Source organism: Dyadobacter sp., assembly GCF_039919315.1.
GTDB lineage: Bacteria > Bacteroidota > Bacteroidia > Cytophagales > Spirosomataceae > Dyadobacter.
The window spans coordinates 1-19,834 of record NZ_JBDSFX010000099.1; the positions used below are offsets into that span (position 1 = coordinate 1).

Consider the following 19,834-nt stretch of genomic DNA (forward strand, 5'->3'; position numbering starts at 1 on the left):
GCAAGGCAAGAAGTCCTACTCCATCAGTTTTGTGTTACAGGACGATCAGCAAACACTGACCGACAAGGTCATAGACAAGTCAATGCAACGACTGATCACCGCTTATGAAAGGGAATTTGAAGCGTTAATCAGAAAGTAGGCAAGTCAGCAAATGGAAAGAAGCACAGCGCGAATCATTGAGCTTAAGTTAGCTGATCTTGAGAAAAAACTTGAGATACTGATCAATGCAAAAGAAAAATTAAGTTGGTCAGTTACAGAGCTGCAACGTGAAAATACCGAGCTCCGGTTGTCAAATACCAAACTCAAGGAAGAAGCGAAAGAAATAAAGAAAAAATACACTACTTTGGAAAAAGACTTTAATAAGTCTAAAAGTTTCGCTAAAATTGTCACTAGTAAACTGACACCAACGAGCGGAATAGCCGAACTGAAAGACTCAGTTGAAAGATATATACAAGAGATCGATAAGTGCATTGAATTGCTTGAAGATACCTTATGAAAAAAAATAGCATACCCAATCCGGACGTTTCTGTCTTTATAAAACTGCTGGACAGGGGTTTCAAACTGAGTGTTCCGGCAGATCAGGAGAAATTCTACAGGGATGGGTATGAGGTGTTCATGCAACGCGTGCAGCAGCATAAATTAAAAGGAAAAGTATACGGTGACATCGAAGCGATTGCGCTTACCTCCATTGAATGCCTGGTGGCATTGCAACGGAATCAGCAGCAAATGGACAACTTGGTGATGGCTTTTAAAAGCAGAGTGGAAAAGCTGGACGAGACAATTACCAGCGCTATTGAAAGCTGAGCAATCTACACCCCTAACCTTTAATTTATACGGAATCTTCTAAATAACTTTCAATTCTTCATTTTCGGCATTTTAACGCGGGATAGTCGGTAAAACCAACTATATATAACCATAATTGAAATGTCAAATTCTTTAATTTTCATCATCGTCCTGTCCGATATCATTGCCATTGGCGTCGGTATTTTTGCAGGTAAATACATTTTTCAGAGGTCATTCGACCAAAAGGAAAAGGAAGCTCAGGAACGTGCTGCTGAAATTCTCCGTAATGCCGAAAGTGCTGCTGAAAACATCAAAAAAGACCGTATACTAGAAGCTAAAGAAAAATATCTCCGTCTGAAATCAGAATTTGAAGACGATGCCAATAAAAAACGTGTCATTCTTCAAACCAACGAGCAAAAGCTCAAACAACGCGAGCAGACCCTGAATCAAACCATCGAACAGAATAAGCGCCGTGAAAATGAGCTTGAAACACTCAAAACCAACCTGAACCAACAGGTAGAGCTCGCCTCAAAACGCCGCGAGGAAGCTGAAAAATCATTGCAGCAGCAGGTAACCCAGCTGGAAAAAATCGCTAATCTTACAGCAGACCAGGCGCGCGACCAACTCGTTGACGCCCTGAAAGCAGAAGCCGATACAAGGGCCGGATCCTACGTGAAGAGCGCCATGGAAGAGGCTCGCCTCACAGCAACCAAAGAAGCGAAAAAAATCGTTATCGAGACTATCCAGCGTACTGCGGCTGAACATGCCATTGAAAACTGCGTGTCGGTATTCAACATTGAAAACGACGATATCAAAGGAAAAATCATCGGTCGTGAAGGCAGGAACATTCGCGCATTGGAAGCTGCCACAGGTGTTGAGATCATTGTCGATGATACCCCGGAAGCGATCGTTATCTCAGGTTTTGATCCCGTACGCAGGGAGATTGCCAGACTTTCGCTGCACCGCCTGGTTCAGGATGGAAGGATCCACCCCGCAAGAATTGAAGAAGTGGTGGCGAAAACCCGTAAGAATATTGATGACGAGATCGTCGAAATTGGCGAAAGGACTGTCATTGACATGGGTATCCACGGCTTGCACCCGGAGCTTGTTAAAATGATCGGCCGCATGCGTTTCCGTTCATCTTACGGCCAGAATCTGTTGCAACACTCCCGTGAGGTCGCTAAACTTTGTGCTACCATGGCATCCGAACTGGGCCTAAATACGAAACTTGCGAAAAGAGCAGGATTGCTACACGATATTGGTAAAGTTTGGCCGGAAGAATCCGACCTGCCGCATGCTATCCTGGGAATGGAGCTTGCCAAGAAATACAAGGAAAATCCCGAGGTATGCAATGCCATCGGCGCTCACCATGATGAGATCGAAATGACGAGCATTCTTTCTCCGATCATTCAGGTCTGTGATGCGATTTCGGGCTCACGTCCGGGCGCACGCCGTGAAATGATGGAATCTTACATTCAGCGTCTGCGCGATCTGGAAGCCATGGCTTTGTCTTTTGATGGCGTTGAAAAATGCTATGCGATACAGGCAGGCCGTGAATTAAGGGTGATCATTGACGCCGATAATGTTTCGGACGAAAAAGCGGGAATGCTTTCCTTTGATATTTCTCAGAAAATTGAAAAAGAAATGCAGTATCCCGGGCAAATTAAAATTACAGTGATCCGTGAAATGCGCTCAGTGGCGTATGCGCGTTAACCTAGCTTCAAATACATGACTTACTTACAGCTTAGCAGTTCACAACGATTGGGTATCCATACGCTTGGTGAACTGAAAAAAGCAGGTTATCAGCCGCGTTCCATCAAACAGGAGTTAAGAGATAACCTGATTACCAAAATTAGGAGTAAAGAAAATGTTTTTCCAGGAATATGGGGTTACGAAGAAACCGTCATACCTGATGTTGAGCGGGCGATCCTCTCGATGCATAACATTAATTTCCTTGGATTACGTGGCCAGGCCAAAACCCGCATTGCGCGGATGATGGTCAACCTGCTCGACGAGTACATTCCCTACATTAAGCATTCAGAGCTGCACGACGATCCGTTGCAGCCTCTTTCCAGATTCGCAAAAGATGTGGTCGCTGATCACGGTGATCATACTGAAATTGCCTGGCTGCACCGTGATGAGCGTTACACTGAAAAGCTGGCAACGCCCGACGTATCGGTGGCAGACTTGATCGGCGATGTGGATCCAATTAAGGCGGCGAGCTTGAAGTTGCCTTACTCTGATGAACGTGTCATCCATTTTGGACTGATACCCCGCTCCCATCGCGGCATCTTTGTTATCAATGAGCTGCCTGATTTGCAGGCGCGTATCCAGGTGGCATTATTCAATATTTTGCAGGAAGGCGATATCCAGATCCGTGGTTTTAAGCTGCGTTTACCACTAGACATTCAATTTGTGTTTACGGCCAACCCGGAGGATTATACCAATCGCGGCAGTATCGTTACGCCTTTGAAAGACCGTATCGAAAGCCAGATTGTTACCCACTATCCCAAGACCATTGAAACAGGTAAAAAAATTACCGAGCAGGAAGCGGTCGTCAAACCCGGGCAAAAAGAGCTGGTATCGGTCTTCGAGCTGGCTAAAACGCTCATTGAACAAATTGCTTTTGAGGCGCGGGAAAGCGAATATGTGGATAGTAAAAGCGGTGTTTCGGCACGTCTTACGATTTCCGCCTATGAAGGCCTTTTGAGTACAGCCGAAAGACGAGCGCTGATTAATGCAGAAACCCGCACCAGTGTACGCATTTCGGATCTTTACGGCGTTGTTTCGGCGATTTGCGGAAAGGTGGAGCTGGTCTACGAAGGAGAAGTGGAAGGACCAGTGATCGTGGCGCAAAACCTGATCGGAAAAGCGATCCGTACCCAGTTCCTGAGCTTTTTCCCGGATCCTGAGAAAAGCAAGAAAAGCAAGATCAATCCATATGCGAAGGTAATCGAATGGTTTGGGGCCGGCAATGAAATGGAAATGCCGGGTGATATGACAGACCGCGAATATATGGCGCGCCTGAAAACCATTGACGGGCTTGACGATTTTGTCGATATGCTTAGTGCCTACTCGACTGCGGAGGAAAAGCTTTTCATGATGGAATTTGCCCTGCACGGCATGGCAGAGTTTTCATTGATCGGAAAACAATCCCTCGACCAGGGCATGAAATTCCAGGACCTGGTTAGCAGTATGTTCTCTGGCCCGGGCGATGAAGATTATGATTTCGACGAGGACGATGATGACAGAAAGCCTTTTTAAAATGATATGCCAATAAAAATGCCCTGCTAGAAACAGGGCATTTTTATTATACATCAGTGTAGATTCTCAAATTATAACGGAGCGCCTTCGTCGACAACGTTAGGCTCGCTGGTATCAATCAGTGCATCCGGTTCATTGTTTACTTTCCCGCGTACTTTGGCTTCCAATTCGTCCATTAATTCAGGGTTATCTTTCAGCAGGGCTTTCACCGCATCACGGCCCTGACCCAAACGATTTCCATCATAGCTAAACCAGGAACCAGCTTTCTTGATAATTTCCAGTTCAACACCCAGGTCAATGATCTCCCCTACTTTGGAAATTCCCTCGCCATACATGATATCAAACTCCACTACCTTGAAAGGCGGCGCTACTTTGTTTTTTACTACTTTAACACGTGTACGATTACCAAGAATCTGATCCGCGCTTTCCTTAATCTGCCCAACACGACGGATATCTAAACGAACAGAAGCATAATATTTCAATGCATTACCACCGGTAGTGGTTTCCGGGTTACCAAACATTACACCGATCTTTTCACGCAGCTGGTTGATGAAAATACAGCAGCATCCCGTCTTGTTGATCACGCCCGTCAGCTTGCGCAGTGCCTGCGACATCAAACGCGCCTGCAAACCCATTTTGCTTTCTCCCATTTCGCCTTCCAATTCAGCGCGGGGAACCAATGCTGCCACCGAGTCGATCACGATAATGTCCACTGCGCCGCTGCTGATCAGATGCTCGGCGATTTCCAGCGCCTGCTCTCCATTATCTGGCTGCGAAATCAGAAGATTGCTGGTATCAATGCCTAGCTTCTCGGCATAAGAGCGGTCAAATGCATGTTCCGCATCAATGAATGCTGCCAGGCCGCCCTTTTTCTGAGCTTCGGCAATGCAATGCATGGATAATGTAGTTTTACCGGATGATTCCGGTCCATATATTTCCACCACCCGACCGCGTGGCACGCCACCTACGCCAAGGGCGAGGTCGAGCCCGAGTGAACCTGTTGAAATAACGGGAATATCTAAAACCTTGCTGTCGCTAAGGCGCATTACTGTGCCTTTTCCATAAGCTTTGTCAAGCTTTTCCAGCGTGGTCTGTAACGCTTTTAGTTTGTTGTCTTTATCAGTGGTTGCTTGTGCCATAAAAAAAGTGACAAAAATTTAGTTTGTACATAAAAAAGCGGTCTTTGCGTCACAAAAACCGCTCGATGACTGGTCTTTTCTGAGATGTAAAAATACCGAATTTTGCTCAAAATTCCAAGCCCCTTTTTCTTAATAAAATGTAATTTCTGATTAGAAAAAACCACTAATACCGGTAATTATTTTTAAGGAGAAACAAAATAATTACCCACCGAGTTAAACTAGTTAGCAACCGGAATTTGCGCTCTTTGACCAGTGGATAAATACTGTCGTTTTTGTATAATTTTGTGCAGGAAACGATTGTTGTACAATCTGATCCCCATTCATTTTTTAATTGAAGTTTCAGTGTTAAAAAAAATATTGCTGGCCATTCTGGTCATACTTATACTACTAGGAATTTATTACAAAGATCTGCTCAGCTACGGCTGGATGCAGGCATCGGGGCAGATCGGAATATTAATGAATGTCCAGGATGTGGAGGACGTACTCAAAGATCCTGCCATACCCGACTCCGCAAAGGCAACGATCAGGCTGATTGCTGAAATCAAGCAATTTGGTGTTGATTCGCTGGGTCTGAAACCTTCTGAAAACTACACGACCTTCTATAATCAGCATGGTAAGCCTCTGATCTGGCTAATTACAGCTTCGGACCGCTATAAGATCAACGCCTATAAATGGAATTTCCCTGTGATCGGCAGCTTTCCTTACAAAGGCTTTTTTGACTCCACACGCGCCGTTTCGGAAGAAAAAACCATGATCAGCCAGGGCTTTGACACCGACATTGGCGAGGTATCTGCGTGGTCTACTTTGGGGTACCTGAAAGATCCGATCCTGTCGAGTATGCTGAGACGAAAAGTGGGCAGCCTGGCCAATCTGATCCTGCACGAGCTGACACATGGTACGCTTTTTGTGAAAAGTAACCTGGAACTCAACGAAAATCTGGCCAGCTTTGTCGGCGATCAAGGTGCGATCCGTTTTTTGAAATACAAGTATGGTCTGGATTCCCCCGAATTACGTACATACGAATATTCCAAAAAATTCAATGATGCCTATTCGGGGCACATGCTTAGGGGTATAGGCCGGTTGGACAGTCTTTATAAGACCTTTGGTAAGGATCTTTCACCCAACGCCAGAAAAGACTCGCTCAAAAACAGTCTGATCATGCATATACTTAGCGACGCGGATACACTTCTGGCAGGTAATCGAACGTTAACAAACAAAAACCGCCAGGCGGCGAGCCGGTGGCAAGCGGGTAACCTTCCCAACAATGCATACTTTATCAGTTACCAGACTTATAAATCAAAGCAGAATACGTTTCGGGAGGAGTTTCAGAATAAGTTTCAAGGAAATTTTAAGAACTATTTAGCCTATTTAAAACAGAAATACCCCTCTCTTTAATTACACGAGTATGAAGATATCGTACATATTAGCATCCGTTTGCGCATTATTGATCTTATTTTCTTTCAAACAGTACGAGGAAAAATCGGAACAGAACAGAGTCGTTCCCAACAAAAGCTTTTGCACCGGTGAGCGAGTGGAATACCGGGTTCATTATGGATTTATTAATGCCGCTGAGGCGAAGGTAGAGGTTGGCAAAAACGTTTCCATGATCAACAACAGGCCCTGTTTCCGGGTTAATGTAACAGGCAGGACTGTGGGCGCATTCGATCTGATTTCGCGCGTTCGCGATACCTGGCGCTCCTACATTGACACGACCGCTATACTGCCGCATATGTTTGAGCGGCAGATACAGGAAAACAAATACCGTAAGGAAGAAAAGATTTTCTTCAATCACAGCAAAGACCAGGCGGTTTCGAGCATCAAGGATGAAACCAAAACTTTCAATGTGCCCAATAACATCCACGACATCATCAGCGGCTACTTTTTTCTGCGCACCATCAATTTTGAAAAGGTAACAGAGGGTGAAATTATAGAGGTACCCACCTTTTTTGATGGTCAGGTTTACAAATTGAGGGTTAGGTATGTGGGCAGAGATGTGATTAAAACCAAGTTTGGCAAAACCAAAGTTCTTAGACTCAACCCGCTGATTCCTGACAATAAATTTTTCAAAGATGAAGGTGCGATGCGGCTTTGGGTCTCTGATGATTCCAATAAAATACCGCTCAAAGCCGAAGTAGAGTTAAAAATCGGCTCGCTTGAAATGGACCTTAAATCTTATAAGGGCCTGCGCAAAGACCTGGTTTGGTTTTAAAAAATAGCTCACTCTCCAATGCTGGATTTGCCTGAATGGAAACCATAACCGGTTTTTGCTGACTTTGAGATAAGGGATTGCCTGACTTCCAAAGCTTTTGTAAAAACCAGAGATCTGATCAACTTCCGGGCTTTCAAAGTCAAAAATAAAGGCCTCCCCCGCGTGTTGCAAAAAATACATGTCAAGCATCCCGCTTCGTGCATTACCCTTTCTGCCGACCGGATCTGAGGCATTAAACAAATAAATAACCCTTCCTGCATACCTGACCAGCAGTATGCCCGAATGAATCACATTTTCTTTCTTTGCATACCAAAGTTCTGCTATACCTGTCGATTCGGCCGCAACAAAGAGTTTTTTCAGCATCCCGTAAGCATTTTGATTGACCCCTCCCGCTATCAGCTCAGAATGATTTGCTTCGAATAGCTCAATGAGTGTTTCTACCTCAATACTGAGTTCAAAAGCCCAGCCTTCTTTTTTGCTTCGACTGACATTAACCCTGCGATCCGCAGAGTAACTTGCACCAATCTGCCGGTAAGGTTTGTCAAGGCTTAACCAATGCGTGTGATACGTCACGAATGTAAATTCGGCTAGCTGATCTTTAATCTTCGATAAAGTATTGAAATTTTCGGGATTGAAATGGTAGCAACTGATGTAGGAAAAATGATTGGACAAGGATCGCGTAAAGGCAAGAAAATCGGCCTCAGTGAGTGAATCCATTGAAAAAAGGCCAAGGTACTGACAAAAAAGAGGCTGAAAAACAATGCTCTTTCCCCATTTGATACGCACCGGTAACGGCATTACAATCTGATAACTAGATTGATCAGGCCAGACTAACGCTTGCCATCCGCCGCAAACAATGTCCAGGTAAAAGGTATGGGCGTAAAGGACACATTGCTTTGAGGAGCTGATGAGCTGATCCCAGCGGGCATCATTTATTTTTGTGCGGTCTAGCAGAATGGGCGTCAAAAGAAGTCGGAATAAGTCAGTGAATGATGAGGCTTATTCCTTAGACGCTGATTCTATTTAAAGTAACTGCGAAGTTTCTGAAGAGTTTCTTCGACGTCCGGTGTTTCATCCATCAGCAAGTTAATGCTCTGAATGGAGTGGATCACGGTACTGTGGTCGCGCCCGCCAAAGTGATACCCGATCGATTTCAATGGAAGGTCCGTGTACTCTTTGGCCAAAAACATCGCGAGCTGGCGCGGATAGACCACTTCCTTCTTGCGACTCTTACTTTTCAGATCCGCAATGGTCACCTGAAAGTAGTCCGCAACGGTCTCCTGAATGGTATCGATGGTGACTTCCTTATCCTCATTGGTCACAATGTTGCGCAAAGTGTTTTTAGCAAGTTCTACATCGATTTCACGTCTGGTCAGCGAGGCCTGGGCCATCAGAGACACAATCACACCTTCCAGCTCACGCACGTTGGAATTGACACTGTGGGCAATGTATTCGATCACATCATAGTCAATGGAGATTCCCTCGGCCTGGATTTTTTTCTGAAGAATAGCGATACGCGTTTCAAAATCCGGCGTCTGAAGGTCAGCAGTCAGCCCCCACTTAAAACGGGATAACAGCCTGTCCTGTAAGCCTTGCAGCTCCCTGGGCGGGCGGTCACTGGTCATGATGATCTGCTTTCCGAGCTGGTGCAGGTGATTAAAAATATGGAAGAATGTATCCTGTGTTTTTTCCTTTCCCGACAGAAACTGAACGTCATCGATAGCGAGTACGTCGACTTTCATGTAAAAATCTGTGAAGTCCTGAAGGGTATTGTTTTTAATGGAGTTGATAAACTGGTTCGTGAATTTTTCGGAGGAAACGTAGAGCACCAGCTTGTTATCGAAGTGGTTCATGATATAATTACCGATCGCCTGCACCAGGTGGGTCTTGCCCAACCCTACCCCGCCATACATCATCAGCGGATTAAATGAAGTCAGTCCGGGACGCTGTGCTACCGCAAACCCGGCTGAGCGTGCAAGTCGGTTGCAGTCACCTTCAATGAAATTGTCAAAAGAATAATTGGGGTTCAGATAGGTATCCAGGTTCATCGAGTCCTGGTCCTTGTCCTTATGATTGGAACCCATCCGAGGATCGGTAGCAAAATTATCGGGCCGCGAATAATTAGGGGATTTCTGGGTAGACACATTCATGGTAAGCGGCTGGTGCTTATCATTGCCCGTATCTACAATGATGGAATATTCCAATAAGCCATCCCGCCCGATTGCATAATCCAGCGCCTTTCTGAGCAGGTTCACATAATTATCTTCCAGCCATTCGTAGAAAAACTGACTTGGAACCTGAATGGTAAGCACTTTCCCATAGATTTTCAAAGGCCTTATAGGTTCAAACCAAGTCTTAAAGCTCTCATCAGGAATGTGCTGCTGGATCACTCTCAGGCAGGCATCCCAGATCTGGTCGACTTCTCTATATGTGCTTACTCGTTCCAATGTATAATCTACCGTATTCAGAATGTCAAATTTTAAAAGGACGGCAAAGATATAAAAATACCTGATCTCTCCAGATTAAACTAAGGTTCAATTTAATACCAATGCCTTCCATCTCCAAGCCTGTAAATAAATCTATTTCATAAACCCGCCGTGCTAACGCCTGGGCCACATTCACATGCATGAATAAAAAAATGATATGTAATTTGTAGCTTTGTTAACCCACATTTTTGGTACTCACGACGATTTTTCCTACAAAATGCCAGGTAGTTTATTTTCAGAATTCGGACCTTCAAGCAAAGACGCCTGGGAAAAACTGGCTCAAAAGGAACTGAAAGGCAGACTGCATGAGCTGCCCCCCTGGGCGATTGCTGATGAGCTCAGCTTTGAGCCCTATGTTACCAGCCAGCAAACAGAGCTTGAAAAAATGGCAGCCATGCAGCGATGCCAGAAAAAGACGCCGGGATGGATCAACATGCCCGAGGTTACCTTCACGGATCCGCGCAAAACCAATGCTAACATTAAAAATGCGCTGGCCAATGGGGCCGATGCCATTGTTTTGAACCTGAGAGATACCGAGCTGAACCGCTGCGAATTCCCTAAACTGCTTCATAGCCTGCGACTGAGCGACACGCCGGTATTTTTTCAAACCGGTCAAAATAGCGGTCAGCTGTTTTCTGAAATTTCCCGGCATGCCGGGTATTATCTCAAAGGCGGTGTGGCTTTTGATCCGGTCGCCGAGTGGATGCGGACGGCCAAACCCTTTGATGAATCCATCAATGCTATTTCGGAGCTTTTGCACCACACCAAAAATATGCGCGAGTTCCGCCCGTATATGGTCCAGACCCATTTATACCATGATCAGGGGGCCAGCCCGGTGCAAGAACTGGCCTACGGGATCGCAGCCACGGTAACATATATGGATTTGCTTACCAACAATGGCGTGGCACCACTACTGGCATTCAACAGGATTCTCTTTTCCGTTTCAGTAGGGACCCAGTACCTGACCGAAATTGCCAAACTGAGGGCATTCCGATACCTGCTGCGAAACATCTCACGCGCCTACGGGCTGCCTGATGCGCTTTGCGCCCCCTTTTTGCGGGCTCGTACCTCCTCTTTCTACCACTGCGGCAGCTCGCCCCATACCAATATGATCCGGGCGTGCTCAGAGGCCATGAGCGCTGTGATCGGTGGATGCAATGCGCTAACCGTGCAGGCCTTCGATCAGCATCGCAGCGTGCACACTGATTTTTCTGAGCGGATTGCCCGAAATGTATCCTCTGTTCTCTCCTATGAAAGCGCGTTGGGCGTTGTGGCCGATCCGGCCGCGGGCTCCTATATGCTTGAAGACATGTCGTGCAAACTGGCGGATGCTGCCTGGAAATTATTTTTGGATATGGAAGAAAAAGGAGGTTTGATCAAATGTTTTGAAAATGGTTTGATTCAAATTGAATTAAAAAAATCATTGGAGCAGAAAGTGAATGCATTGAATCATGATCAGGTGATGGTGGGTGTAAATCGTTTTACCGAGCCTGGCGAAACTGCTCAAAACAACACTGTACACCTAGATACTAATACTACACAACCTTTTACAATTCTAAATGACAGATCTTCTTTGTCAGATTATTTTCACCAACATAGTCTGACTAAAAAATGAAGCCTGATTTCAAACATATCCCAATACCAGACCAGGTTGAGCAGGTTACTGCCAGCGAAAAGTCAATTGTAACCTCGGAAGGCATTAGGGTCAAGCCGACCTATTCGGCGGAGGATATAGCAGATTTTCAGCATCTATCATTCGGTGCCGGTGCGGCTCCATTCCTGCGCGGGCCGTATGCGAGCATGTACCTGGACCGCCCCTGGACCATTCGGCAGTATGCCGGATTTTCGACGGCGGCAGATTCGAATGCATTTTATAAAAGAAACCTGGCAGCCGGGCAAAAAGGGCTTTCTGTCGCATTTGACCTGGCCACCCACCGTGGTTATGATTCAGATCATCCCCGGGTAACCGGCGATGTAGGAAAGGCAGGTGTGGCCATCGATTCGGTGGAAGACATGAAAATGCTTTTTGATGCCATTCCTTTGGATCAAATCTCAGTGTCGATGACCATGAATGGCGCAGTGCTGCCCATCATGGCGTTTTTTATCGTCGCTGCCGAGGAACAAGGCATTAGTTCTGAGCTGCTTTCGGGCACGATCCAGAATGATATCCTCAAAGAGTTCATGGTGCGCAATACCTATATTTATCCGCCCGGGCCTTCCATGCGCATCGTCGGAGATATTTTTGCCTATGCATCCCGCTATATGCCCAAGTTCAACTCGATCAGCATCAGCGGCTATCATATGCACGAAGCAGGCGCCCCGGCGCACATCGAGTTGGCCTACACGCTGGCCGACGGCCTTGAATACATTCGTACCGGGCTGGATGCAGACATTGCAATTGATGATTTTGCTCCCAGGCTTTCATTTTTTTGGGGCATAGGGATGAACCACTTCATGGAAATTGCCAAAATGCGTGCTGGTAGGCTGTTATGGGCCAAAATCGTGCATCAATTTGCACCTAAAAATGAAAAGTCGCTGGCGTTAAGAACGCATTGTCAGACCAGCGGATACAGCCTCACCGAGCAGGATCCTTATAACAATGTAGCGCGCACGACCATTGAAGCCATGGCCGCTGTAATGGGCCACACCCAGTCACTGCACACCAATTCACTTGATGAAGCCATCGCATTACCTACCGATTTTTCAGCACGCATTGCCCGTAATACACAGCTTTTTATCCAATATGAAACAGATCTCTGCCAGGCTGTTGATCCCTGGGGCGGCTCCTATTATGTCGAGTATCTCACCAATGAACTGGCAGAAAAAGCCTGGCAGCTCATCGAAGAGGTCGAGCACCTGGGCGGCATGACCAAAGCCATTGAAACGGGTCTGCCTAAAATGCGAATCGAGGAAGCTGCGGCCAGAAAACAGGCCAGGATCGACTCGGGTAAGGATGTGGTGGTGGGTGTAAACCGTTTTAAAACAGAAAATAAAGAAGAGCTCGATATTCTCCAAATCGATAACCATGCCGTTCGTCAGGCCCAGATCTCCCAGTTGGAAAACATCAGAAAAACCCGCAATGCTGAGCAGGTAAATGAGTCGTTGCAGGCCATTACCGATGCTTGTAAGCGGGCGGGCGGAAAGGATATGAGCACTAATTTGCTGGCCCTGGCCATTGATGCGGCACGTAAAAGGGCTACTTTAGGAGAAATTTCTGATGCTATGGAAAAGCAGTTTGGGCGTTATAAATCCACCATCCGCTCTGTTTCGGGCGTGTACCAGTCCGAAGCATCGGATGATGAAAACTTCCGTCTCGCCTTGCAGATTTCAGATCAGTTTGCTCAGGCGGAAGGTCGCCGGCCGAGGATATTGGTTGCCAAAATGGGCCAGGATGGTCACGATCGCGGCGCGAAAGTCATTGCGACCAGCTTTGCAGACTTGGGTTTTGATGTCGACATTGGTCCGCTGTTCCAAACGCCGCAGGAAGTTGCGCGGCAGGCGGCTGAAAACGATGTGCACGTTGTCGGCGCATCCAGTCTGGCTGCGGGCCATAAAACACTGATCCCAGAGCTGATTGCTGAGCTCAAAAGCATTGGCAGGGAAGACATTATGGTCATAGCGGGCGGGGTAATCCCTGCCCAGGATTATCAGTTTCTCTACGATGCAGGCGTGAAAGGCATTTTTGGGCCCGGAACGATCATTTCCGTCGCAGCCCAAAAGATCTTGAAGGAATTAATGGCAGGTTAGTTCATACCAGCAAAAACCAACGAAGTACAGTTTCCTCCGAAGCCGAAAGAATTGGAAAGCACGTAATTAACTTTTTCCTTTTTGGTATATACCGCAATGGGGCTGGTTTGATAAGTGGGGATTGGCGTTTCGACATGCAAACTGGGAAACAATTCGGCGTGATGAATGCTCAAAATGCTAAAAATAGCCTCCACCGCACCCGCAGCTCCCAATGTGTGCCCGGTATAAGATTTGGTGGAGCTGAATGGCGGAATCTGTCCAAACAGCTTATTAAGGCCGTATAATTCAACCTCATCATTGTTCTGCGTTCCCGTGCCATGCGCATTCACGTAGTCAATCTGATCATAGGAAATGCCCGCAGCCTCGACCGCCTCCCGCATGCTGCGAATAGCGCCCACTGCATCATCGGACATGGCAGAAGGGTGGTGGGCATCATTTGAATTGCCATAGCCAGCCACTGCTGCATATACTTTTTTTCCTGAGGCGACTTCCTCCGATTCCAAAACAAGATAGGCTCCGGCCTCACCCAAGTTAAGCCCGTCACGATCCACATCGAAGGGTTTACAGGGATTTTCAGAAAGTATTTTAAGCGCGTTAAAACCGTTGACGGTGTATTTGGCCAGGCTATCCACTCCTCCCACGATTACCCTTTTGGCTCTTCCGGATCGAATCAAACGCGCGCCGAGCATAATCGCATTGGCAGAAGAAGAACAGGCCGTGTTGATCGTATCAGTAAATCCCCTGATCTGGTATCGCCTGGTCAGCTTCATGGTGTGTGCCGAGCAGCTATATGCATTCAGGTACTCTGAACCGTTAGATTTCAGGTTCGCATCCTCGTAAAGCTGGTCTGTGAGACACATTCCCCCTACTGTGCTGGCCGATATCAATGCAGTGTCAAAAGCTGAAAGCTCGGCCCGGGATAGTCCTGCATCGTTGATCGCTTCGGAAAATGCTTTGTCGGCCAGAAGACAGGTCCTGGTGTAGCCGCTCCTATATGCCAGTCCCAGCGACTGCTTCAAGCGCTCATTATCCACATTGATTTCACCAAATGGCAGCAGACCAGCATAGTGAGATTTAAAATGGGTAGCTTTGGAAATCCCCGAACGGGCACTGCGCAAGCTTTCATGATTTTCAGAAAGATTTTCACCAATCGCAGAAATAATGCCCATTCCAGTCACCAGCACCCGTTTCATCATCAGGCAGGTTTGGTATTGGCCAAAATGTATTGGGCCATATGATTGACATCCACCAAGATTTTTCTTCCTTCCGCCGGATTGGTTATTTTGATGCCATACTCTCTTTCAAGCAGAACGACAAGTTCAAGGGAATCGATGGAATCCAGGCCCAGATCGCCTCCAAACAAAGGTTCGTCGTCCTTGATGTCGGCAGGGTTGATATCCAATAAATTCAGATACTGCACAATCTGCCCTTTCAAGATGGGCTTCAAACTTTCTATGTCCATATGATTTGATTAGTCTCTTCCGACTGTATGATGTTCTTTTAGGGTGTTCTGTGGTTCAAACTTAAATAATTCTTTCTAACCGCAACTTAAAATAGGTCCCAAGTTGGCAAATCAGGATAAAAATACCCAGGAAAGCAAATACATACCTGAGCTCCCGCCAGCTTCCGCCTTTGAGAAAAAGCACGTAAAATCCTTCCAGACACCAATGTAACGGCGAAAAATTAGCGGCAAACTGCATAAAGCCCGGCATCACAAATGTCGGTACCAGAATGCCTCCGATGGCTCCGAAAATGATAATCGAAATTGCTCCGAAGCCATTGGCCTGCTGCTCGGTTTTGGCAAAAGCGCCGATCATTAAAGCATAGCTGACCGCTGCCATACTGCTAATGAGTACTACCGCCGCCAGAGCCAGAAAGTTATGAGGGACAGTCAGCAGTGGCAGGCCCAGCCTGGGCAATATCCAGATTCCCATCGAAAAAGTGAGCGCAACCTGCACTACGGCCACAATCACATAGATAGCCATTTTGCTAAACATGACCAGCATGAAGGTGGTAGGCATGGTTTTGAGCCGTAAAAAACTGCCATTGACGCGCTCTTTTACAATATTGCTACCCAATGATACCACCATAAAGAACATAGCAAAAATCGTCCAGGCCGGCACATTGTGCTGAGTGGAATTGGGGATAGCAGTTGAATTGCCATTACTGGCCACGATCTGGTCAATGGCCACCCTATTGGAAATCATTTTCTCTTTCAGCTTTTCAGACTTATCACCCAGATCCATACTGGTGTACATCCGGTCGATCATCAGCGAATTTTCGATCACGCTCATATAGGACTGAATGACACCCATCACTGAGTAGCTGTAATTTTCCTGCAAGACCGGATCATTGTAAAAAGAAAGCCTGGGCATATCCACTTTTTCAGGGTCGGATACATGGTGTTCCAGTCCGAGATCCTCCATCAGGATCTTGCTCACATCTGCCGCATTACTTTCCAGTCCGGCCGAAAAACGCGGCGGAATATACAATGCGAGCAGTTTTCCACGCGAAAGCAGTTCCGATTTCAATGACTGCTGCTGGATTTTGTTCTGAGAATCAATTTTAAAAAGTCCGGATTTTTTCAATGCGGCTACCAGCTTTGTCCCCTCTTGGCCCGTATCATGGTTGACCACCAGCAGCGGGATCTGGTTTTCGTTGACGACCTTATAGGCGCTGTCCTGAATGATGGTAATGATAAAAACCAAGATCAACGGCATCAAAAACATCAATGCGAGGCCCACCTTATCGTTGATGAGCAGCAAAAATTCCTTGCGCAATGATGAAATGATTTTGAACATATTAGTCGCGGTACTGCTCTCCGGTCAGTTTAATAAATAAAGATTGCAAGCTGGGCACAGCATTTTCCGTTTTTAGTTTCAATAATTCTCCTGCTGCAATAACCTTTCCATTGTCGATCAGGGCAATGTGTTTACAGAATTCTTCCGCCTCCCCCATATGGTGTGAAGTGTAAATAATGGTTGTTCCGCTCTGATTGATTTGCTGCAAGTAGCGAATGATTGCGTTTCGGCTCTGGACATCGACCCCTACTGTGGGCTCGTCAAGAAACAGGATGGCGGGCTCGTGAATAATGCCGATGGCCAGGTTAATTCTCCGCTTCATTCCTCCCGAATAGGTACTTACCTTTTTATCAGCCGCTTTGGTAAGCCCCAACACTTCCAGTAGATGCTCTCTTCTTTGTTGCAGGTTGCTTTTGGAGAGGTTATACATGGCCCCAAAATAGTCCAGATTCTGTCTGGCTGTCAGCTCCTGATAAAATGCGTATTCCTGCGGAACAAATCCTACACGATTTTTCCGCTCTGTTTCAGTTACCTGATCACCGTCAATGAAATAATGAATTTGCCCTGATGAAGCTGGTATGATCCCGCATAGTATGGAGATCAAAGTCGTCTTTCCGGCGCCGTTCGGCCCTAGCAGGCCGAAGACGTCACCGGTTTGAATGTCAAGGGAAACATCGGTGAGGCTGTCCTCCCGGGAGGATTTGTATCTTTTATAGATATTCTGAATTTGAATGCATACTGCTCCGGCCATGATCTGTCGTTATGCTCACTTACCCAGATTAAGCCCTGAAAGCTTCTGAAAGGCCTCTTTTTCTACCAGTCGAATGTCGAGCAGCATATCGGCGATCTCTTCAAAATCCTTCTGTTCGGTCAGTCTGCCTTTATAGACTCCGGCCATTTTAATGGCGCTGGCCCGCCACATATCCCCGGCTTTGGTAAAGTCCTCGGAAATGTTGGAAAGCCGCTCGTCCTGCATGTAGCCAGCCGCTTCTTCCAGGAAAGCCCCATATAGAAAGCGAAACCCGCCGCCGCCCGTCCCTATTTCCTCCTGCATGCGCACGATCTGCCCTAAGTAAAGACTGGCTTTTTTAAGCCCGAGTTTATCGCGCCACTTGCGAATATGGCCAGATGTATGCCTGATGCCGTCCACACCAGCAAAATTCCCCGGAATTCTGAGCATATCGCGCACATTTCTGCGGATACCTTTCACAATACCTTGCCGGATGACATCATCGCTGACTGGTTTGACCCTTTCAGGAAAATAAATGTGTCCCTTTGGCGCAAGAGGTCCCTGCGCAAAACGAACGCGCGTCAGATCTGTTTTCGAAAGAGTCGTGACATCCTCCATCACCGGGTCACTGATCAGATAGTTATCATCTTGCTGGCCGAAAACGATCAGGTTGTGCGCATTGAAATGAAACCGGTATTCTTTGGGAAAATAAGTCAAATGAAAAACCCCTACCTGGCATCCTACCGGCACGCCTTCCTTTACTTTTTGATCTAGAAAAGCCTCGGCAGCAGCTACATTGGAAAATTTCTTGCGGGTCACTTCCACGCCCAATGATTTGCAGGTTCTTTTGAAAATAGCCCCGGGCATGGTTCTGAACGAGATCGCAGGCCCATTGTTGACTGTCAAAAAAGGGATCTGGATATAAAACAGCCCCGAACCCATGCCAAACGCCAGCGGCTCGGTCATAAATTCCAGACCGTGATAGCGCAGCAGCGCAGTAGTCACACCATTTTCACAATGGGCTGTCTGAACATGGCGGAACGCATCGGTTTGACTATCAATATTCACTGGCTTAGCCTTTAAAATTTTTCAATTCACTTACGGTAATATCGAACGCCCTGGCATATTTTTCCAGTTTGCGATCGCTCAAATCTTTAAAAACCGATGGTTTTAAATGTCTCTTTATAAAAAAAGGGAAGAAACCCGTGTACCCTGAAAGTACGGAAAGGTCCATCAAGCGAAGTTCCATAAAATAATGTACCGGACTCTTTTCGCCTCTGGTCACGGCCTGCCTGGCATCCTCTATGCGCTCATTCACATCGTCCCAGGCGCTGTCCAGCGCCTGCTTTTTGACTTCCCATCCCCTGCTCAGCGCGGCTTCATATTTGCCGTCCTGATTTTTGACGTAGCAAACTTCTCTGGTAAACTTGTCTAATGCGCCCGGGTCCTGGGGAAGGTCTTCCTTTTTCATTTGATCAGCAGTGATTTGTCAGATATCATTCATTCAAACTGAGCGTGCACTGCGGCAAAATCAGCACACAGTCAGCAAGCAAAACATATAGGAGAAGCGGGAACTTTCGGGTACCGCCAAAAGAATTTTCTCACCCTTTTTCAATGCGCCGCTATTGAAAACTTCTTCCAGCATCATGTAAATAGAAGCCGCTCCCACATTACCCTTGGTGACCAGATTGGTGTACCATTTTTCTTTGGGTACTGTAATGCCATTCTCCTTAAAGAAATCATCAATCTTAACTTCAAAAAAGTAGCTCGATAAATGTGGCAGAAAATAGCTGACATCCTCCATACTGATGCCCTTTTTGGTAAGTATATCTTTCAGTTTTACAAAACCCAATTTAACGATCTTTTCGCCCAACAGCTTCACGTCCTGTTTGATGCTAAAAACAGACTGATCCTGAATTTCGCCGGCAGAATATTCCTTGTAGCTTTTGAGAGAGCCGTCGGCAAGCTTATCTGCGCCCATATACATACAGGCTTCCTCCTCGTTGGCGTAGGAACAGCCTTCAATCCAATCTATTTTCAATGAAATCCCTTCGGCATTCGGCTGGGGTTCAAGCAAAAATGCGCCAGCACCGTCTGATAACATCCATCTAAGGAAGTCCTTTTCAAAGGATAGGTACGGATTCTGTTCCAGTCTTAACAGTTGTTGCACCTCGTCCTCAAATCGGTCTGCACGCAAAACTGGCGACAACCTTTCGGAAGCGCAGGCGACTGCCTTTTGCTTTTCACCGAGCTTGACAGACATATAGGCATATTTGAAGGCATGCATACCTGCGCAGCAAACCCCTGACGGAGAGACTACCTCAATCGAACCCGACCCGGGCAAATAGCCGTGTACCATTGCGCCGTGCGAGGGCATCAGCTGATCCGGGCTCGAAGTCGCGCAGCTTAACAGATCGACCTGGGAGATTTCCTCCGAATTAATTCTAAATAAATCCGAAACCGCCAGTGCGGCCATTTCAGCATTGCTGTGTGTGGGCGTTCCGTCTTTTAAAAGCGCGTAATATCTACTTTTGATACCGTTATTGCGTAAAACGATTGCTTTTGATTTGGACGGTTTTCCGTTGATGTATCCTAAGTATTCTTCCATTTCCTCATTTGAAACGGACTCATTCGGTAAGAACTTGGCAATTCTGGTAATATATGCTTCTGACATT

General features: G+C 46.6%; 19 protein-coding genes. 9 read left to right on the top strand and 10 right to left on the bottom strand.

Features of this window, described 5'->3' with window-relative positions:
• The 5 genes from ABIO93_RS28710 to ABIO93_RS28730 all read left to right on the top strand — a co-directional run.
• Positions 1 to 139 (top strand): hypothetical protein (locus tag ABIO93_RS28710; RefSeq protein WP_348073501.1); only part of this gene is annotated, 139 nt, incomplete at its 5' end.
• Between the two features lie 12 nt (positions 140 to 151).
• The gene (locus ABIO93_RS28715) at positions 152 to 496 is read left to right on the top strand and encodes a hypothetical protein (protein ID WP_348073459.1); all 345 of its coding nucleotides are present in this window, start codon (positions 152 to 154) and stop codon (positions 494 to 496) included.
• Positions 493 to 804, top strand: a complete 312-nt coding sequence (gene zapA, locus ABIO93_RS28720; protein ID WP_348073460.1) for a cell division protein ZapA — start codon at positions 493 to 495, stop codon at positions 802 to 804. Before ABIO93_RS28715 ends, zapA begins: the two co-directional genes overlap by 4 nt.
• Positions 805 to 924: 120 nt before the next feature.
• A complete protein-coding gene (gene rny, locus ABIO93_RS28725) occupies positions 925 to 2,496 on the top strand; it encodes a ribonuclease Y (protein WP_348073461.1) in 1,572 nt (523 codons plus the stop codon).
• Between the two features lie 15 nt (positions 2,497 to 2,511).
• Positions 2,512 to 4,047: a magnesium chelatase gene (locus ABIO93_RS28730; protein ID WP_348073462.1), complete on the top strand. Its 1,536-nt coding sequence runs from the start codon at positions 2,512 to 2,514 to the stop codon at positions 4,045 to 4,047.
• A 71-nt stretch (positions 4,048 to 4,118) separates the two neighbouring features.
• Here ABIO93_RS28730 and recA read toward each other — a convergent pair whose 3' ends face one another.
• Positions 4,119 to 5,186 carry a recombinase RecA gene (gene recA / locus ABIO93_RS28735; RefSeq protein WP_348073463.1) on the bottom strand — a complete coding sequence of 356 codons (1,068 nt, stop codon included), beginning with the start codon at positions 5,184 to 5,186 and terminating at the stop codon, positions 4,119 to 4,121.
• Positions 5,187 to 5,528: 342 nt separating this feature from the next.
• Between recA and ABIO93_RS28740 the strand changes: the two genes are divergently transcribed.
• On the top strand, positions 5,529 to 6,581 hold the full coding sequence (locus tag ABIO93_RS28740) for an aminopeptidase (protein WP_348073464.1): 1,053 nt from the start codon (positions 5,529 to 5,531) through the stop codon (positions 6,579 to 6,581).
• Positions 6,582 to 6,591: 10 nt separating this feature from the next.
• Complete coding sequence (locus tag ABIO93_RS28745; RefSeq protein ID WP_348073465.1) at positions 6,592 to 7,395, top strand: DUF3108 domain-containing protein; 804 nt, start codon at positions 6,592 to 6,594, stop codon at positions 7,393 to 7,395.
• On the opposite strand, the gene ABIO93_RS28750 is transcribed toward ABIO93_RS28745, so the two are convergent.
• Positions 7,324 to 8,361, bottom strand: a complete 1,038-nt coding sequence (locus ABIO93_RS28750) for a hypothetical protein (RefSeq protein ID WP_348073466.1) — start codon at positions 8,359 to 8,361, stop codon at positions 7,324 to 7,326. The two genes, ABIO93_RS28745 and ABIO93_RS28750, sit on opposite strands and share 72 nt — an antisense overlap.
• Positions 8,362 to 8,414: 53 nt before the next feature.
• On the bottom strand, positions 8,415 to 9,842 hold the full coding sequence (gene dnaA / locus ABIO93_RS28755; RefSeq protein WP_348073467.1) for a chromosomal replication initiator protein DnaA: 1,428 nt from the start codon (positions 9,840 to 9,842) through the stop codon (positions 8,415 to 8,417).
• A 256-nt stretch (positions 9,843 to 10,098) separates the two neighbouring features.
• Between dnaA and ABIO93_RS28760 the strand changes: the two genes are divergently transcribed.
• Together ABIO93_RS28760 and scpA are read left to right on the top strand one after the other, a co-directional pair.
• A complete protein-coding gene (locus tag ABIO93_RS28760; RefSeq protein WP_348073468.1) occupies positions 10,099 to 11,496 on the top strand; it encodes a methylmalonyl-CoA mutase family protein in 1,398 nt (465 codons plus the stop codon).
• On the top strand, positions 11,493 to 13,628 hold the full coding sequence (scpA, locus tag ABIO93_RS28765; RefSeq protein WP_348073469.1) for a methylmalonyl-CoA mutase: 2,136 nt from the start codon (positions 11,493 to 11,495) through the stop codon (positions 13,626 to 13,628). Before ABIO93_RS28760 ends, scpA begins: the two co-directional genes overlap by 4 nt.
• On the opposite strand, the gene ABIO93_RS28770 is transcribed toward scpA, so the two are convergent.
• The 7 genes from ABIO93_RS28770 to ABIO93_RS28800 all read right to left on the bottom strand — a co-directional run bounded on the left by ABIO93_RS28770 (position 13,625) and on the right by ABIO93_RS28800 (position 19,833).
• Entirely contained in the window at positions 13,625 to 14,824 is a 1,200-nt protein-coding gene (locus tag ABIO93_RS28770; RefSeq protein WP_348073470.1) for a beta-ketoacyl-[acyl-carrier-protein] synthase family protein, read from the bottom strand. The genes scpA and ABIO93_RS28770 overlap by 4 nt on opposite strands.
• Positions 14,824 to 15,090, bottom strand: coding sequence for a phosphopantetheine-binding protein (locus ABIO93_RS28775; protein WP_348073471.1), 267 nt, complete (start codon positions 15,088 to 15,090; stop codon positions 14,824 to 14,826). Before ABIO93_RS28775 ends, ABIO93_RS28770 begins: the two co-directional genes overlap by 1 nt.
• A gap of 61 nt (positions 15,091 to 15,151) precedes the next feature.
• The gene (locus ABIO93_RS28780; RefSeq protein WP_348073472.1) at positions 15,152 to 16,429 is read right to left on the bottom strand and encodes an ABC transporter permease; all 1,278 of its coding nucleotides are present in this window, start codon (positions 16,427 to 16,429) and stop codon (positions 15,152 to 15,154) included.
• 1 nt (position 16,430) lies between these two features.
• Positions 16,431 to 17,180, bottom strand: a complete 750-nt coding sequence (locus ABIO93_RS28785) for an ABC transporter ATP-binding protein (protein WP_348073473.1) — start codon at positions 17,178 to 17,180, stop codon at positions 16,431 to 16,433.
• A 15-nt stretch (positions 17,181 to 17,195) separates the two neighbouring features.
• Positions 17,196 to 18,227 carry a BtrH N-terminal domain-containing protein gene (locus ABIO93_RS28790; RefSeq protein ID WP_348073474.1) on the bottom strand — a complete coding sequence of 344 codons (1,032 nt, stop codon included), beginning with the start codon at positions 18,225 to 18,227 and terminating at the stop codon, positions 17,196 to 17,198.
• A gap of 4 nt (positions 18,228 to 18,231) precedes the next feature.
• Positions 18,232 to 18,630, bottom strand: a complete 399-nt coding sequence (locus tag ABIO93_RS28795; RefSeq protein WP_348073475.1) for a hypothetical protein — start codon at positions 18,628 to 18,630, stop codon at positions 18,232 to 18,234.
• Positions 18,631 to 18,690: 60 nt separating this feature from the next.
• Positions 18,691 to 19,833 (bottom strand): beta-ketoacyl-ACP synthase III, encoded by a 1,143-nt coding sequence (locus ABIO93_RS28800; protein WP_348073476.1) that lies wholly within the window; start codon positions 19,831 to 19,833, stop codon positions 18,691 to 18,693.
• Position 19,834 lies beyond the last annotated feature (1 nt).